The 16,374-nt window shown below is 71.4% G+C and carries 15 protein-coding genes and 1 tRNA gene; 6 read left to right on the top strand and 10 right to left on the bottom strand.

Annotated features, from left to right (window positions below):
• Nucleotides 1-37 precede the first annotated feature (37 nt).
• Nucleotides 38-111, top strand: a tRNA-Asp gene (locus tag AB0O36_RS10295).
• 551 nt (nucleotides 112-662) lie between these two features.
• Here AB0O36_RS10295 and bldC read toward each other — a convergent pair.
• On the bottom strand, nucleotides 663-869 hold the full coding sequence (gene bldC, locus AB0O36_RS10290) for a developmental transcriptional regulator BldC (RefSeq protein ID WP_003949541.1): 207 nt from the start codon (nucleotides 867-869) through the stop codon (nucleotides 663-665).
• Nucleotides 870-1,583: 714 nt separating this feature from the next.
• Nucleotides 1,584-2,438 carry a hypothetical protein gene (locus AB0O36_RS10285; protein ID WP_365106852.1) on the bottom strand — a complete coding sequence of 285 codons (855 nt, stop codon included), beginning with the start codon at nucleotides 2,436-2,438 and terminating at the stop codon, nucleotides 1,584-1,586.
• Nucleotides 2,439-2,644: 206 nt separating this feature from the next.
• Between AB0O36_RS10285 and AB0O36_RS10280 the strand changes: the two genes are divergently transcribed.
• The gene (locus AB0O36_RS10280; protein ID WP_365106849.1) at nucleotides 2,645-3,742 is read left to right on the top strand and encodes a Glu/Leu/Phe/Val dehydrogenase dimerization domain-containing protein; all 1,098 of its coding nucleotides are present in this window, start codon (nucleotides 2,645-2,647) and stop codon (nucleotides 3,740-3,742) included.
• A 288-nt stretch (nucleotides 3,743-4,030) separates the two neighbouring features.
• On the top strand, nucleotides 4,031-4,300 hold the full coding sequence (locus AB0O36_RS10275) for a DUF3073 domain-containing protein (protein WP_365106846.1): 270 nt from the start codon (nucleotides 4,031-4,033) through the stop codon (nucleotides 4,298-4,300).
• 90 nt (nucleotides 4,301-4,390) lie between these two features.
• Here the strand turns inward: AB0O36_RS10275 and purM are convergent, their stop codons facing one another.
• A complete protein-coding gene (gene purM / locus AB0O36_RS10270) occupies nucleotides 4,391-5,458 on the bottom strand; it encodes a phosphoribosylformylglycinamidine cyclo-ligase (RefSeq protein WP_365106843.1) in 1,068 nt (355 codons plus the stop codon).
• Between the two features lie 77 nt (nucleotides 5,459-5,535).
• Complete coding sequence (gene purF, locus AB0O36_RS10265) at nucleotides 5,536-7,053, bottom strand: amidophosphoribosyltransferase (protein WP_365106840.1); 1,518 nt, start codon at nucleotides 7,051-7,053, stop codon at nucleotides 5,536-5,538.
• Nucleotides 7,054-7,201: 148 nt separating this feature from the next.
• Between purF and AB0O36_RS10260 the strand changes: the two genes are divergently transcribed.
• The 3 genes from AB0O36_RS10260 (at nucleotide 7,202) to AB0O36_RS10250 (ending at nucleotide 9,806) form a co-directional block, all read left to right on the top strand.
• Nucleotides 7,202-7,297, top strand: coding sequence for a putative leader peptide (locus AB0O36_RS10260; protein WP_365106838.1), 96 nt, complete (start codon nucleotides 7,202-7,204; stop codon nucleotides 7,295-7,297).
• 437 nt (nucleotides 7,298-7,734) lie between these two features.
• Nucleotides 7,735-9,189, top strand: coding sequence for a sulfatase-like hydrolase/transferase (locus tag AB0O36_RS10255; RefSeq protein WP_365106835.1), 1,455 nt, complete (start codon nucleotides 7,735-7,737; stop codon nucleotides 9,187-9,189).
• Nucleotides 9,190-9,212: 23 nt separating this feature from the next.
• On the top strand, nucleotides 9,213-9,806 hold the full coding sequence (locus AB0O36_RS10250; protein ID WP_365106832.1) for a hypothetical protein: 594 nt from the start codon (nucleotides 9,213-9,215) through the stop codon (nucleotides 9,804-9,806).
• A gap of 8 nt (nucleotides 9,807-9,814) precedes the next feature.
• On the opposite strand, the gene AB0O36_RS10245 is transcribed toward AB0O36_RS10250, so the two are convergent.
• The 6 genes from AB0O36_RS10245 to purS all read right to left on the bottom strand — a co-directional run bounded on the left by AB0O36_RS10245 (nucleotide 9,815) and on the right by purS (nucleotide 16,212).
• On the bottom strand, nucleotides 9,815-10,702 hold the full coding sequence (locus tag AB0O36_RS10245; RefSeq protein WP_365106829.1) for an META domain-containing protein: 888 nt from the start codon (nucleotides 10,700-10,702) through the stop codon (nucleotides 9,815-9,817).
• Between the two features lie 48 nt (nucleotides 10,703-10,750).
• Nucleotides 10,751-11,542: a sterol carrier family protein gene (locus AB0O36_RS10240; protein ID WP_365106826.1), complete on the bottom strand. Its 792-nt coding sequence runs from the start codon at nucleotides 11,540-11,542 to the stop codon at nucleotides 10,751-10,753.
• A 17-nt stretch (nucleotides 11,543-11,559) separates the two neighbouring features.
• Nucleotides 11,560-12,834: a hypothetical protein gene (locus tag AB0O36_RS10235; protein WP_365106823.1), complete on the bottom strand. Its 1,275-nt coding sequence runs from the start codon at nucleotides 12,832-12,834 to the stop codon at nucleotides 11,560-11,562.
• Between the two features lie 197 nt (nucleotides 12,835-13,031).
• Nucleotides 13,032-15,281: a phosphoribosylformylglycinamidine synthase subunit PurL gene (gene purL, locus AB0O36_RS10230; RefSeq protein ID WP_365106820.1), complete on the bottom strand. Its 2,250-nt coding sequence runs from the start codon at nucleotides 15,279-15,281 to the stop codon at nucleotides 13,032-13,034.
• The gene (gene purQ / locus AB0O36_RS10225; RefSeq protein WP_365106817.1) at nucleotides 15,278-15,958 is read right to left on the bottom strand and encodes a phosphoribosylformylglycinamidine synthase subunit PurQ; all 681 of its coding nucleotides are present in this window, start codon (nucleotides 15,956-15,958) and stop codon (nucleotides 15,278-15,280) included. Before purQ ends, purL begins: the two co-directional genes overlap by 4 nt.
• Nucleotides 15,959-15,960: 2 nt before the next feature.
• Nucleotides 15,961-16,212 carry a phosphoribosylformylglycinamidine synthase subunit PurS gene (purS, locus tag AB0O36_RS10220; protein ID WP_008740952.1) on the bottom strand — a complete coding sequence of 84 codons (252 nt, stop codon included), beginning with the start codon at nucleotides 16,210-16,212 and terminating at the stop codon, nucleotides 15,961-15,963.
• Nucleotides 16,213-16,374: the final 162 nt, after the last annotated feature.

The following is a 16,374-nucleotide window of genomic DNA, read 5'->3' as shown; positions in this document are numbered from 1 at the left end:
GACCCCAGAACTGCTGTACAGTCTGACTCGCAACCAAGGTCCTGTGGAGCAGTTGGTTAGCTCGCCACCCTGTCAAGGTGGAGGTCGCGGGTTCAAGTCCCGTCAGGATCGCAACAAAAGGCTCAGGGCCCGTATCCCATGGATACGGGCCCTGAGTCGTTTTCGCTTCCACGCGTACTCGCGCATACGCGCTTCTGCATGGTCCCGCTTCCGCCTGGTCCCGCTCCCGCTTCCACATGCTCCCGCTTCCGCGCGCTCCGGCTTCCTCGCGGTTTCGCTTTCGCGCGTTTCCCGTTTCCGGGGACACCGGCACCGACGGGGGACGAGAATCCCCCTTACGAGTGCACCGCCCGGCACACAAGAGTGATCCACTGTGACAGGGGTCACCACACGAATTTCTGAGACGCCCACATTTATCGCACCCCTACGCCCCCTCAATTTAATATGTGCAATGGCACCTCACTGCAAGCGCGCCCGCCAGTGAGCGCACGAGGGGCCCGGGGAACAAAAAAGATCGCGCTGGACCCGGCGGAGTCCAGCGCGACCGAACGACGTGGTGAACCTGTTGGGGCAGGCCCAGTCGGTGAAGCAGGGTGGGTCACATCGGATTGGGGGATCCGTTCGAACCCGGTGAAGCGGGGTGCTACGGGTGCTGCGCGGCCTTACGCCTCGCTGCGCTGCTGCGGGATCCCCGCGAGCAGAGCGCGAACCTCGGCCTCGCGGTAACGGCGATGTCCACCCAGGGTGCGGATGGACGTCAGCTTGCCGGCCTTGGCCCAGCGGGTCACCGTCTTCGGGTCCACGCGGAACATCGTGGCGACCTCAGCCGGGGTCAGCAGCGGCTCGGCATCAGGGGTGCGAGCGGTCATGAGCGGCCTCCTCGGGAGAACCGAACCATCTCGGTTCTTTCCTCTAAATTCTGCACCTTGGCCCGCGTTGCCCGAAATGGACAGACGAGGGCCGAGTCGGTTATAGGACGAACGGCTTGTCCTCGGCACTACAACTACACCATCTGTCCAGCCTCGTCGGCCAAACCGACGGAATTGCCCTCCGAGGTGTTCATCAGCGGCGGAAGCCGATGGACCCGCCCATAACGGACAGTCACCCCACCGTAACGATCAGTCACAGAGCGATCAGGAGTCGCGAGACCCCCCATAGAGTGCAATACCGAGCATTCCGCCCTTAGTTGGACGGAAGGAACCCTCCCCGGACTCCTTGTCCTATTTTGGCACGAGGGTAGGGGAACGGCGCAAGGGTGTGGTTAGTGCGGTCCGTCACGCTTGGGCCAATGGCCCGTATCGGGACGTAGGTCCTGGCACCAGGACCCCAATGCCGGAGTTCTGGTCCATGATCCCCGATTGTGCCCATTGGACCGATAGCACCGACACGCGGCATGTGGTGGGGAGTTCCCGTCCGGGCTCCCCTCCGGGCCCCCGTCCGGGCGACAGGACCGCGCCGGCCCTCCGCCCGGGGTGCCCCTCCGACCGCGGAGGATCCCTCCCCGGCCGACACGCCGGCTGGCAAAGAGTCTCCCTTCCAAAACGTGACGCGTCTCTCCCTCCGGGACGTGACGCGCGTCTCGTTCAGTTGGCAAAGAGCCTCTCCCTGACCGTCCGCCACCGCTCGGCCAGCCCCCCGTACACCGCCCGGGCCCCCTCCGCGTCCCCCGCGCGCAGCGCCGCCAGCCCCGCCGCCAGGTCCGCCGCCGACCGGTCGGCGGCCAGCCGGGCCGGCGCCAGCGCGTGCACCAGCCCGCCGTAGTCCAGCTCCACCATCGACCTCGGGTGGAACTCCTCCAGCCAGCTGCCGACCTCCACCAGGCCGTCGGCCAGGCCCGCGTAGCCCTCCGCCTCGCGCAGCGTCCGCAGCCCGCGCGCCAGCCGCCGCCGGGCCTGCACCATCGGCGTCCGGTAGCGCAGCACTTCCCCCGGCACGTACTCCCGTTCCTCGTCCGCGACCAGCACGAACCAGCGCAGCGGCACCTGCCACACCCCCGTGCGGATCCACGGCCGGGCATCGGGGTTCCGCTCCCGCCAGCGCCCGTACTCCTCCGCCGCCCGCTGCCGCACCCCCGGCGGAACCGCCGCGTCCAGCACCGGCCGCGGGAAGTCCGCGACCAGTTCCTCCAGCGCCAGCCAGCCGCGCAGCCGGGTCCGCCACGGGCATACCAGAACCACCCCGTCCACCTCCTCGGCGAAGGCGTCCGAGCTCTCCCGCTCGGGCACCGCCGACGGCGGGACCCGCACCAACTCCGCCAGCGAGCGTCGCAGTTCGTCCTGCGCCGTGGGCCGGTCCGACCGCCGGACGTATTCCGCCCAGTGCGTCCGCTCCGGCTCCGGGAAGGCCGCCAGCGGCTCGTAAACGCGCAGGTAGGAGGCGTACGGGACGGTCGGTGCCGAACGCGCGGAGGGGACCGGGAGATCGCTGGATTCGCTCACCCACGACTCTTCCCCCGCGCCGCCCGGAGCTACTCCGCGCACACCCGGCCTACTCCGCGGGACGGGGGTACCCCGGGACGACGTCCGGGAGGGTGATCCGGGCCACTCCCCTCCGCGCCCGACCGCCCAGGTCTTACGCTGCTCCTACAGACTCTCCCCACCCTCAGGAGGGTCACCGCCGCATCTCTTCCATGGGAGTCACCACCGTGACCGAAATGACCGACGGCGTCCTGCACACCCTGTTCCGCACGGAGCAGGGCGGCCACGAGCAGGTCGTGCTGTGCCAGGACCGTGAAACCGGTCTCAAGGCCGTCATCGCCATCCACTCCACCGCGCTGGGCCCCGCCCTCGGCGGCACGCGCTTCCACGCGTACGCCTCCGACGAGGAGGCCGTCCTCGACGCGCTGAACCTCGCGCGGGGCATGTCGTACAAGAACGCCCTCGCCGGGCTCGACCACGGCGGCGGCAAGGCCGTGATCATCGGCGACCCCGACGTGATCAAGTCCGAGGAACTCCTGCTGGCCTACGGCCGGTTCGTCGAGTCCCTGGGCGGCCGCTACGTCACCGCCTGCGACGTCGGCACCTACGTCGCCGACATGGACGTGGTGGCCCGCGAGACCCGCTGGGCGACCGGCCGCTCCCCCGAGAACGGCGGCGCCGGCGACTCCTCGGTGCTCACCGCCTACGGCGTCTTCCAGGGCATGCGCGCCAGCGCCCAGCACCTGTGGGGCGACCCGACCCTGCGCGGCCGCAAGGTCGGCGTGGTGGGCGTCGGCAAGGTCGGCCACTACCTGGTCGAGCACCTCCTCTCGGACGGCGCCGAGGTCGTGATCACGGACGTCCGCCAGGAGTCGGTGCAGCGGATCCTCGACAAGCACCCGGGCAAGGTCACGGCCGCGCCCGACACCGACGCCCTGATCCGCACGCCGGGCCTGGACATCTACGCCCCCTGCGCGCTGGGCGGCGCCCTGAACGACGACTCGGTGCCGGTGCTGACCGCCAAGGTGGTCTGCGGCGCGGCGAACAACCAGCTCGCGCACGCAGGCGTCGAGAAGGACCTCGCGGACCGCGGGATCCTCTACGCGCCCGACTACGTGGTCAACGCGGGCGGCGTGATCCAGGTCGCCGACGAGCTGCACGGCTTCGACTTCGACCGGTGCAAGGTCAAGGCGACCAAGATCTTCGACACCACGCTCGAAATCTTTGCACGCGCGAAGGCCGATGGGATTCCGCCGGCCGCCGCGGCCGACCGGATCGCCGAGCAGCGGATGGCGGACGCCCGCGCCGCCGCCCGTAAGGCGTAGGCGTCAAGACCCCCTGGTTGCGCCCGCCGGGGTGCGGCGAGAGAAGACTCACTGCACTTCGGCGGGTCGCCCGCCAATAAAGGGTTAAAATCGCAGCTGACCAGCGAGTACAGGGCGTCTCATGGTCACTGCGACGGGGCACGTCATGCGGGCGGCGTACCGTATGGCCGCGGAAGCAGGTACCGTTAAAGCCCTAAGGACGGTCTCTCCACGGAGAGCCCGCTCCGAACCATGAACGCGTGTCAAGACTCTGGGGCCGTCGAGCCCCGTCACCGAGGGGGTCGAGCCATGGGGCGCGGCCGGGCAAAGGCCAAGCAGACGAAGGTCGCCCGCCAGCTGAAGTACAGCAGCGGCGGGACTGATCTGACGCGTCTGGCCAGCGAGCTGGGCGCATCGACTTCGCAACCGCTCTCGCAGCAGCCGCCGAATGGCGAGCCGTTCGAGGACGACGACGAGGACGAGGACGACCCGTACGCCCGCTACGCGGAGCTGTACAACGATGACGACGAGGACGAGGACGACGAGTCCGGCCCGTCGCAGCATCGTCGCGGCGCTTGACGCGCCCACCTCGCTCACCGCTTCGCACACGAGGCATCACACACTGAAACCCGGTCCAGGGCATCGCCCCGGACCGGGTTTCGGCGCTGCTCAGCTCGCGTAGGAACCCGTCAGGGCCGCACCCTCGGCGTGGTCGCCGCGCTCGGTGATCGCGCCCGCGACCCAGGCGTCGACCCCGCGGTCGGCCAGTACGGTCAGGGCCACGTCCACCGACTCCTGCGGTACGACGGCCATCATGCCGACGCCCATGTTCAGGGTCTTCTCCAGCTCCAGCTGCTCCACCCGGCCGGCCTTGCCGACCAGGTCGAACACCGCGCCCGGGGTCCAGGTCGAACGGTCGACGGTGGCATGCAGGTGGTCCGGGATCACCCGGGCCAGGTTGGCCGCGAGGCCGCCGCCGGTGATGTGCGAGTAGGCGTGCACCTCGGCCGTACGGGTGAGGGCCAGGCAGTCCAGCGAGTAGATCTTGGTCGGCTCCAGGAGCTCCTCGCCGAGGGTCCGGCCGAACTCCGGGACCTCCCGGTCCAGGGACAGTCCGGCCCGGTCGAAGAGGACGTGCCGGACCAGCGAGTACCCGTTCGAGTGAAGGCCGGACGACGCCATCGCGATGACCGCGTCACCCGTCCGAATGCGATCGGCGCCGAGCAGGGCGTCGTACTCGACCACACCCGTGCCGGCCCCGGCCACGTCGAAGTCGTCCGGTCCGAGCAGGCCCGGGTGCTCGGCGGTCTCGCCGCCGACCAGCGCGCAGCCGGCCAGCACACAGCCCTCGGCGATGCCCTTGACGATCTGCGCGACCCGCTCCGGGTGGACCTTGCCGACGCAGATGTAGTCCGTCATGAACAGCGGCTCGGCACCGCAGACGACGATGTCGTCCATCACCATGGCGACCAGGTCGTGGCCGATGGTGTCGTACACGCCCATCTGGCGGGCGATGTCGACCTTGGTGCCGACCCCGTCGGTGGCGGAGGCGAGCAGCGGCCGCTCGTAGCGCTTGAGGGCGGAGGCGTCGAAGAGTCCGGCGAATCCGCCGAGGCCGCCGAGGACCTCGGGGCGCTGGGTCTTCTTCACCCACTCCTTCATGAGCTCGACGGCGCGGTCGCCCGCTTCGATGTCGACGCCCGCGGACGCGTAGCTGGCACCGGTGGTCTCTGACATGGGAGAGAGAACTTTCGTGTCGTACTGCGTGAGGGGTTACGGGCGGTCACGGACCGGACGGCCCGTGACCCGTCCCGCTACGGACGACGGAGCGCGTCGGCGGCGTCGGTACCGCCGGCCAGCTCGGTCTCCAGCAGCTGCTTGCCGAGGAGCTCCGGATCGGGCAGCTCCATCGGGTACTCGCCGTCGAAGCAGGCACGGCAGAGGTTGGGCTTCTGGATCGTCGTCGCCTCGATCATGGAGTCGAGGGAGATGTACGCGAGGGAGTCGGCGCCCAGCGAGGTGCCGATCTCCTCGACGGTCATGCCGTTGGCGATCAGCTCGGCGCGGGTCGCGAAGTCGATGCCGAAGAAGCAGGGCCACTTCACGGGCGGGGAGGAGATCCGGATGTGGACCTCGGCCGCGCCGGCCTCGCGGAGCATCCGGACGAGCGCGCGCTGGGTGTTGCCGCGGACGATGGAGTCGTCGACGACCACCAGGCGCTTGCCCCGGATGACTTCCTTCAGGGGGTTCAGCTTCAAGCGGATGCCCAGCTGGCGGATCGTCTGGGACGGCTGGATGAAGGTCCGGCCGACATAGGCGTTCTTCACCAGGCCGGAGCCGTACGGAATCCCGCTGGCCTCGGCGTATCCGACGGCGGCGGGGGTACCCGACTCCGGCGTCGCTATCACCAGGTCGGCGTCTGCGGGCGCCTCCTTGGCGAGGCGGCGGCCCATCTCGACCCGGCTGAGGTAGACGTTCCGGCCGGCGATGTCCGTGTCCGGACGGGCCAGGTAGACGTACTCGAAGACACAGCCCTTGGGCTTCGCTTCCGCGAATCGGGAGGTGCGGAGGCCGTTCTCGTCGATCGCGATGAGCTCGCCCGGCTCGACCTCGCGGACGAAGCTGGCGCCGACGATGTCCAGGGCGGCGGTCTCACTGGCGACCACCCAGCCGCGCTCCAGCCGGCCGAGGACCAGCGGGCGGATGCCCTGCGGGTCACGGGCCGTGTAGAGGGTGCCCTCGTCCATGAAGACGAGCGAGAAGGCTCCCTTGACCTTCGGGAGCACCACGCGGGCGGACTCCTCGATGGTCAGCGGCTTGCCGTCGGCGTCGACCTGTCCGGCCAGCAGGGCCGTCACCAGGTCGGTGTCGTTGGTCGCGGCCACCTGGGTGGCGCGGCCGTCCTGCCGGGGGAGGTCGGCGACCATCTCGGCGAGCTCGGCGGTGTTCACCAGGTTGCCGTTGTGACCCAGGGCGAGAGAGCCGTGGGCGGTCGCCCGGAAGGTGGGCTGGGCGTTCTCCCAGACGGAGGCGCCGGTAGTCGAATAGCGGGCGTGACCGACCGCGATATGACCCCTGAGAGAACCCAGGGAGGTTTCGTCGAAGACCTGGGACACGAGGCCCATGTCCTTGAAGACGAGGATCTGGGAACCGTTGCTCACAGCGATTCCCGCGGACTCTTGTCCACGGTGCTGCAGTGCATACAGTCCGAAATAGGTGAGCTTGGCGACCTCTTCACCCGGAGCCCAGACACCGAAGACGCCGCAAGCGTCCTGGGGGCCCTTCTCGCCGGGGAGCAGGTCGTGGTTGAGTCGTCCATCACCACGAGGCACAACACCGAGTCTAGGCGACGTCGACCACTGGTCCGAATTGGGGACGCCCCGGGAAATGTCACAGCACGAAGGGTGACCGTCTACGCGTGTCTCGGTATCCGGATACCGATCTTGACACTGCGGGGTGCGTCAGGGAGGCTCCCGTGCCATGCAGCCCCTCGGTGACCGCACCGTCACCCTCGTCGAGCGCCGACACGTTGACCTGGTCCGTGTCGCCAGCGCGATCTGTCGCTGCGCCGCCTGATCACTGCGCTCGGCCGCAGTCGGCCTGTAGCCCGGCGCGGGCGTCCTCCGCGTCGCCCTGTTGCGGGCTTCCGGCGTAACCCCGGTGTGGTGCAGCGATCCTGCGCCTTGCCTCGGTCTGCCCGGGGCCGCCTCGGGCGTCCCGTGGGCGGGCTCTGTCGGCCCTCGTAGGGCGTTCCCTGCGGGGCATTTCCCCTCCCCGCCCCTTCCCGCAACCGGGGCTCTGCCCCGGACCCCGTTCCGGGCCCTGCCCCCGTGTCCGTCCGCGGGCCGGCCGTGGCCGGTCGCGCGGTTCCCCGCGCCCCTGACACCGCTGTGGAGCGGGGTCCGGGGCCGCAGGCCACGGTTTCGGGAAAGGGGCGGGGTGGGGAAAGGCGCCGCGCAGCGGGAGCGCAACGTACGTCAACCCACCCGTCCTGCCCAGGAGTACGCACACCCGTGTCCAGCCACAACAGCCCGTCCCCCTCCCCCCTGTCGCGCCGCGCCTTCGGTGGCGCCGTGGGCGCCGTCGGAGCCACCGCCGCCGCGGCGGCGATAGGCGCGGCCGGCCCGGCCGCCGCAGCCCCCGGCTCCGGCACCGGCACCGGCCCCGCCGAGCGCGACTTCGTCGCGTCCCGCGGACGCCATTCCCGACGCCCCAACATCCTCTTCATCCTCGGCGACGACCTCGGCTGGGCCGACCTGTCCTCGTACGGCGCCCCGCACATCAACACCCCCAACCTCGACCGCCTCGCCCGCCAGGGCGTCCGCTTCACCGACGCCTACTCCGGCTCCGCCACCTGCTCCCCCACCCGCTTCAGCCTCTACACCGGCCGCTACCCCGGCCGTACGAAGGGCGGTCTCGCCGAGCCGATCGCGGACAAGTCCGCCGGCCTGGAGCCCACCCACCCCACCCTCGCGTCCCTGCTCCGCGACGCCGGCTACGCCACCGCGCTGATCGGCAAGTGGCACTGCGGCTACCTGCCCGACTACAGCCCGACCCGGTCCGGCTGGGACGAGTTCTTCGGCAACTTCGGCGGCGCCCTGGAGTACTACTCCAAGCTGGGCCTCGGCGGCGAGTACGACCTCTACGAGGGCGACGCCGAGTACAAGGACCTGCGCTACTACACCCGGATCATCACCGAGCGGGCGAGCGAGTACGTCTCCCGCCCGCGCGGCCGCGACGCCAAGCCCTGGCTGCTCAACCTGAACTTCACCACCCCGCACTGGCCGTGGATCGCCGACGGCGACACGGAGCAGAGCGCCGAGATCACCCGCCGGATCAAGGCCGGTGACGGCCGCGCCCTGTGGCACCAGGACGGCGGCTCCGTCGAGAAGTACACGGAGATGGTCGAGGACCTGGACCGGTCCGTCGGCGAGGTGCTCAAGGCCCTGAAGCGGTCGGGGCAGGAGGAGAACACCGTCGTGGTCTTCTCCAGCGACAACGGCGGCGAGCGCTTCTCCCACAACTGGCCGCTGTCCGGCAACAAGGCCTCCCTCCAGGAAGGCGGCATCCGGGTCCCCAACATCCTGCGCTGGCCCGCCCGGATCGACGGCGGCCAGGCCAGCCGGGTCCCGTTGGTGACCCCCGACTGGACCGCCACCCTGCTGGAGTTCGCCGGCGCCCGCCCGCATCCCGCGTACCCGCTGGACGGCGCGAGCCTGGCCGGCTACCTGCTGCGCGGCGAGCGGGCCCCGGACCGGGACCTGTTCTGGCGGGTGCGCGGCGAGCGCGCGCTGCGCCGCGGCAACTGGAAGTACTACCGCGGCAAGAGCGGCCGCGACCAGCTCTTCGACCTGGCCGGGGACGTCCGCGAGCAGGCCGACAAGGCCGCCGTGCAGCCGGCCCGGCTGGCGGAGCTGCGGGCGGCCTGGGAGAAGACCGACGGCACGCTGCTGCCCTACCCGGGCTGATCTTCCGCTGTCATGATCACCGCATGACCGAACCCAGCGCGTACCTGCGGCAACTCCCGATCGGAGAGGCCCTTCCCTTCCAGGACCAAGGCATCCAGGAATGGGACGTCTTCCCCTACGAGGGGGACATCCGCGTCCGGGCCCTGCAGCCACCCACGCTGCCGGAGCCCCCGCGGAACGGGGAGCACGGTCCGGAGGGCTGCGTGCCGTGCTCCTTCACCGACGCCGATTCCCTGTGGACGGACGGCCACTGGCGGCTGGTCGACGAGCACGGCGCCATGCCGGCGATCGTCAAGCTGGTGCCCCGGGGCCACCACGACCTGTCCGACCTGCCGGCCGAGCGGTCCGCGGAGCTGGGTCCGATGATCCAGCGGGTCGAGCGGGCCCTGCTCTCGCTCGGCGGGATCGCCCGGGTGCACGTGAACCGGTGGGGCGACGGCGGGGCGCACCTGCACCTGTTCTTCTTCGCCCGGCCGGAGGGCGTGCTGCAGTTCCGCGGCAGCTGCCTCCCGCTGTGGGACGAGGCCCTGCCCAAGGTGTCCGAGGAGCTGTGGACGGCGAACCGCCGCGCCGTGGCCGCCGCCATGGCGCGGGACGGCGGCACCGCCCACGTCTGACCAGTCCCTCATCGCCCCGTGCGGGCCTTCGCGCGCAGGCCCGTGCCGTCGGCCGCGGTCAGGGTGAGTGCGTCGTCCTGGACGGCGTACCGCAGGGGCCCGCGCCGGAGCAGTGCGGAGAAGGCCCGCTCGACCTCTCCGGCCGGGCCCGTGCAGGCCATCCGGGTGGCGGCGACCGGACCGAAGGTGATCTCCCGGCCGTCGACCACCGCCTTGCTGCTGAAGCGGTTGCAGCCCAGGCTGCCGGTCACCGCCCCGTCGGCGGCGATCGTCAGCTCGGCCCGGCCCTCCGCGCCGGCCGGCACGGAGGACACGGTCTCGCCCGTGATCAGCGAGTCCACGCTCCAGCGGGTGCCGGTGAGCGTCGGAGCCGGCGGGCGGGGCGCGGAGCCGAGCGAGATCCGGTCCCCGGAGGGGGCGGTCAGGGTCAGGGCGTCGCCCGTGCGGGCGACCGCCAGCCGGCCCTTGAACAGGTCGGCGAACGCGTTCTCGAAGGCGAGGTCCGGGCAGGCCGTCATGGTGCGCGGGCCCTGCTTCACCGTGACGGCCCGGCCGTCGTCCTCGGCGGACAGTTCGGCGACCCCGCCGTTGCAGCCGTAGGCGACGTCCGCCTCCGCCGCCCCGGGCCCGATCTTGATCTCGGCCTGCGGGGGTGCCTCCAGCGTGCGGCCGCCCACGCTCAGCGACTCGACCGACCAGGTGCCCTCGGTCAGGGTCCGCCCGGCTTCCGGGCCGGTGGGACGGTCCTGTCCCGCGTCACCACAGGAGGCGAGGGCGAGTACGGCGGCCAGGAGGACGGGGACGGTCCGGACGGCTCGGGAGGTTCGGCCGGATCGACCGGATCGGCTGGACCGGGAGGTTCGGGAGGCTCGGGAGGTTCGGCTGGGGATCCTCATGCCCCTCCGACGTGGCCGCCCGGCAACCGGTTCCGCCGGCCCGTCCCGTCAGCTCATGACCGGCAGCAGGCCGGCCAGGTCGGCCCGTTCCCCGGAGGCGCTGACCCGCGCCTCGGCCAGCTCCGCCGCCCACCCGGTGCGCCCGGTCGCGAGCCGGATCCAGGTCAGCGGGTCGGTCTCCACCACGTTCGGCGGGGTGCCCCGGGTGTGCCGGGGACCCTCCACGCACTGGACCACCGCGAACGGCGGGATCCGCACCTCCACCGCGCCCCCCGGAGCCTTCTCCGCGAGCGCGTCGGCCAGCACCCGTACGCAGGCCGCCAGCGCCTGCCGGTCGAGCGGGATCTCCAGCCCCAGCGCCCGGTTGAGGTCGTCGGTGTGCACGACCAGCTCCACCACCCGGGTCACGACGAAGTCGGCCACCGTCATGCCGCCGATCCACAGCGCGAGCAGCCGGTCCCCGGGCAGCACGCCGAGCAGCTCGGTGAACCGCTCCCCGGTCCGCGCGTACAGGGCGTCCAGGTCCGCCGCCCCGTCCTCTTCCCCGTCCCTGCGGTGCGCGCCCGAGATGCGGTCCGCGAGGGGCTCGGTGGCGAACGGCCAGGTGCGTACGGTCAGCTCGGCCTTCTCCGCCGGCGGCCGGGCGGCGGCTCCGGCGAGCGAGCCCACGGCCCACGCGATGTGCGCGGCGAGGTCCCGTACGGTCCACTCCCCGACGCCCGAGGGGGCGGCGAGCTGTTCCCCGGTCAGTCCGCGTACGGCGTCGGCGACATGGCCGAACTGGGCCAGTACGGCCGCCTTGGTCCGGGCCGGGTCGTAGCTGCGCGTCTTCGGTGGCATGCCGCGAGTCTGCCCGATCAGTCCCCGCCGCCGCAGCCGCCCCCGCAGCTGCTGCCGCAGGAGCTCCCGCAGCCGGAGGAGCTGCCGCAGCCCGACGAGGAACCGCAGCCGCCCGAGGAGGAGGCGCCCGCCTTGCGGCGCCGTTCCTTGTCCTCGGCCTCCTGCCTGCGCCTCTTCATGCGGTACGAGGAGCCCGCCGCCCGCCACCGGTACCTGTCCTTGCGGTAGAGGTCGCGGGCGGGCGCGGCCTTGGCCGCGGAGCGCAGCCGTGTGCCGGAGTGCCCGTACTCGGCGTGCTCCAGCACCAGCTCGGCACCTTCGTGCGGCAGCCCGTACAGCAGCACCTCGTAGGGCTCTGCGGAGGAGTCGATGTCGTGGTGCTTGCGGCGCAGGTGTTCCTCGGAGGCGCTGAGCAGCAGCCTGCCGTTGCCCCGGGTGTGGCCGTTGGCGAAGCGGTCGGCGTAGGTGAGCAGCGGGCGCGTGTCGGTGGTGCGGGCGTCCGGATAGACCCAGTCGACCCCGAACCGGGAGCGCACTCCCATGCGGAGGACGGGCTGGGGGCCGCGGTGCAGTCGTCGGGCGGCGGCGCGGGCGGTGGCGCCGCGGCCGAGGACGGTGGTGCCGGGAACGAGCAGGAGCAGGGCCAGGATCTGCTGACCGGTGCCGTCGTAGGAGCCCGGCTCCGCGGCGCCCAGGTCCTCGGCCAGCGCCCAGACCAGCAGGGCGGCCGCCGCCAGGCAGAGCCCGCCGCCGGTCAGGAGCATGTCCAGACCGCGCTTGCGGTGGCCCACCGGGAGGTCCTCCGGCAGCGGGTGCCGGGCCTCGCCCGCCACGGCGAGCGCGATGGCGCGCTGCCTCCGGCGGGCCCGCAGGCGCAGCAGTGCGCCGGTGGCCGTCCAGAGGGCCAGCGCGAGCACCAGCCAGTTGCCCGCCCGCCCGGCGGAATCGGCCGCGGGGAGTGTCCGGAGGTCCAGGGCGGCGGTGCCGGCCAGCACGGCCGCTGCCGCCACGGTGGCCCCCGGCAGGAAACGGAACCACAGGGGCAGGGCGATCAGCAGCACCGCCGGTGCGTAGCCGTCCCAGACGGTGCCGCGGGTGACCTCGTCCTCGTTCCAGCCCAGCAGTACGGCCGCGTGCAGCACCAGCGGTACGAGCACCCACGAGGTGACCGCGGGGGCGAACAGCACGGGGGTACGGGCCTTCAGCCAGCGCTCGGCTTCGGGCAGCGGCCAGGCCGCGGCGCCGCCGTCGGGTATCGCGGCGGGAGGGAGGTACTTGACGGGGTCGCTCACGCCGTCAGTATCCGGACGGGAGACGGCGCGGATAAGCGGGTTTCCGCCACGGAACGGCAACAGCCGCTTCCGCCCCGGAACGGCCGCTCGCGGAACTTCCGCAGGCCCGCCCCGGAACGCCGGAGGTCCCGGCCCGGAACCGTGCGGTTCCGGGCCGGGCCCGTGGCGGCCGTGAAGGCCGCCACGGGGGCGGGACCTCAGGCCAGCAGGGCCGGGATGGTCGCCTCGTGGGCCTCGCGGAGCTCGGCCAGCGGGAGGGTGAACTCGCCCTGGACCTCGATCGCGTCGCCGTCCACCACACCGATGCGGGCGGCGGGCAGGCCGCGCGCGCCGCACATGTCGGTGAAGCGGAGCTCCTCGCTGCGCGGGACGGCCACGACGGCCCGGCCCGCGGACTCCGAGAAGAGGAAGGTGAACGCGTCCAGGCCCTCCGGGACCACCACGCGCGCACCGTTGCCGCCCTTGAGGCAGGACTCGGTGAGCGCCTGGACCACGCCGCCGTCCGACAGGTCGTGCGCGGCGTCGATCATGCCGTCGCGGGAGGCGGAGATCAGGATCTCGGCGAGCAGCTTCTCGCGCGCCAGGTCCACCTTGGGCGGCATGCCGCCGAGGTGGTCGTGGACGACCTGGGACCACGCCGAGCCGCCGAACTCGGCGTGGGTGTCGCCCAGCAGGTAGAGCAGCTGGCCGGCCTCCGCGAACGCCATCGGCGTACGGCGGTTGACGTCGTCGATGACGCCGAGGACCGCCACGACCGGGGTCGGGTGGATGGCGACGTCGCCGGTCTGGTTGTAGAGGGAGACGTTGCCGCCGGTCACCGGGGTGCCCAGCTCCAGGCAGCCGTCCGCGAGACCGCGGGTGGCCTCGGCGAACTGCCACATGACGCCCGGGTCCTCCGGCGAGCCGAAGTTCAGGCAGTCGGAGATCGCGAGCGGCTTGGCGCCGGTCGCGGCGACGTTGCGGTACGCCTCGGCCAGCGCCAGCTGCGCACCCGTGTAGGGGTCGAGCTTGGCGTAGCGGCCGTTGCCGTCGGTGGCCATGGCGACGCCGAGGTTGGACTCCTCGTCGATGCGGACCATGCCCGCGTCCTCGGGCTGCGCGAGGACGGTGTTGCCCTGCACGAAGCGGTCGTACTGGTCGGTGACCCAGGACTTGGATGCCTGGTTCGGGGACGAGACCAGGGCCAGCACCTGCGCGCGGAGCTCCTCGGAGGTCTGCGGGCGGGGCAGCTTGCCCGCGTCGTCGGCCTGGAGGGCGTCCTGCCAGTCGGGGCGGGCGTACGGGCGGTGGTAGACCGGGCCCTCGTGGGCGACGGTGCCCGGGGGCACGTCCACGATCTGCTCGCCGTGCCAGAAGATCTCCAGGCGCTCGCCGTCGGTCACCTCACCGATGACGGTGGCGATGACGTCCCACTTCTCGCAGATCTCCATGAAGCGGTCGACGTGCTGCGGCTCGACGATCGCGCACATGCGCTCCTGCGACTCGCTCATGAGGATCTCCTCGGGCGAGAGCGTCGCGTCGCGCAGCGGGACGGTGTCCAGCTCGACCCGCATGCCGCCGGAGCCGGCCGAGGCCAGCTCGGAGGTGGCGCAGGACAGGCCGGCGCCGCCGAGGTCCTGGATGCCCGCGACCAGCTTCTCCTTGAAGATCTCCAGGGTGCACTCGATGAGGAGCTTCTCCTGGAAGGGGTCGCCGACCTGGACGGCGGGGCGCTTGGTGGGCTTGGTGTCGTCGAAGGTCTCGGACGCGAGGACCGAGACGCCGCCGATGCCGTCGCCGCCGGTGCGGGCGCCGTAGAGGATGACCTTGTTGCCGGGGCCGGAGGCCTTGGCGAGGTGGATGTCCTCGTGCTTCATCACGCCGATGCAGCCGGCGTTGACCAGAGGGTTGCCCTGGTAGCAGGAGTCGAAGACGACCTCGCCGCCGATGTTGGGCAGGCCCAGGCAGTTGCCGTAGCCGCCGATGCCCGCGACCACGCCCGGCAGGACGCGCTTGGTGTCGGGGTGGTCGGCCGCGCCGAAGCGCAGCGGGTCCACGACCGCGACCGGGCGGGCGCCCATGGCGAGGATGTCGCGGACGATGCCGCCGACGCCGGTGGCCGCGCCCTGGTAGGGCTCGATGTACGACGGGTGGTTGTGCGACTCGACCTTGAAGGTGACCGCGTAGCCCTGGCCGACGTCGACGACGCCGGCGTTCTCGCCGATGCCGACGAGCATGGCGTCGTTCTCGGGGACCTTCTCGCCGAACTGCTTCAGGTGCACCTTGCTGCTCTTGTACGAGCAGTGCTCGGACCACATGACGGAGTACATGGCGAGCTCGGCGCCGGTGGGGCGGCGGCCGAGGATCTCCCGGATGCGGGCGTACTCGTCCTCCTTGAGGCCGAGTTCCTTCCAGGGCTGCGCCGCGTCCGGGGTCTCCGTCGCGTTCTTGACCGTGTCGAGGCTCATGCGTTGACCAGCTTCTTCAGGACCGAGGTGAAGAACGGGAGGCCGTCGGTGCGGCCGGTCCCGATCAGCGGCTCGACCGCGTGCTCGGGGTGCGGCATGAGGCCGACGACGTTGCCGGCGGCGTTGGTGATCCCGGCGATGTCGCGGAGCGACCCGTTCGGGTTCATGTCCACGTACCGGAAGGCCACGCGGCCCTCGGCCTCCAGCTCGTCGAGGACGCGCTCGTCGGCGACGTACCGGCCGTCCATGTTCTTGAGCGGTACGGAGATCTCCTGGCCGGCGGTGTAGTCGCCGGTCCACGCGGTCTCCGCGTTCTCCACCCGCAGCTTCTGGTCGCGGCAGATGAAGTGCAGGTGGTTGTTGCGGAGCATCGCCCCCGGCAGCAGGTGGGCCTCGGTGAGGACCTGGAAGCCGTTGCAGATGCCGAGGACCGGCATGCCGGCCCTGGCCTGCTCGATGACGGTCTCCATCACCGGCGAGAAGCGGGAGATGGCTCCGGCGCGCAGGTAGTCGCCGTAGGAGAAGCCGCCCGCGAGGACGACCGCGTCGACCTGGTGCAGGTCCTTGTCGCGGTGCCACAGCGAGACCGGCTCCGCCCCCGCGAGGCGGACGGCGCGCAGCGAGTCACGGTCGTCGAGCGTTCCGGGGAACGTGACGACACCGATGCGAGTGGTCACCCTCAGGCCTCGACCTTCACGGTGAAGTCTTCGATGACGGTGTTGGCGAGGAACGTTTCGGCCATCTTGTGGATGCGGTCGAGGGCGGCCTGGTCGACCGGGCCCTCCACTTCCAGTTCGAAGCGCTTCCCCTGGCGGACGTCGGCGATCCCCTCGAAGCCCAGGCGCGGCAGTGCACGCTGCACCGCCTGGCCCTGGGGGTCGAGGATCTCCGGCTTGAGCATGACGTCGACTACGACGCGTGCCACTGGCACTCCCGATGAGGTGGTTGGTGCAAGGCGGTTCCCTCAGCGTACCCGCCCGGATTTTCTACGCGGGTAGATATCCTCCACTTCGCCAACCCTTCGCAAAATCCACCGGAAAACCTCCCGCCCGGGATTGCGGCGGGACACGCGGAGATAATTAACTGAGCGTCG

Source organism: Streptomyces sp. NPDC089799 (genome assembly GCF_040684755.1).
GTDB lineage: Bacteria > Actinomycetota > Actinomycetes > Streptomycetales > Streptomycetaceae > Streptomyces.
Note: the sequence above shows the minus strand (reverse complement) of the source record. Positions and strands in the feature narration are given on the sequence as shown.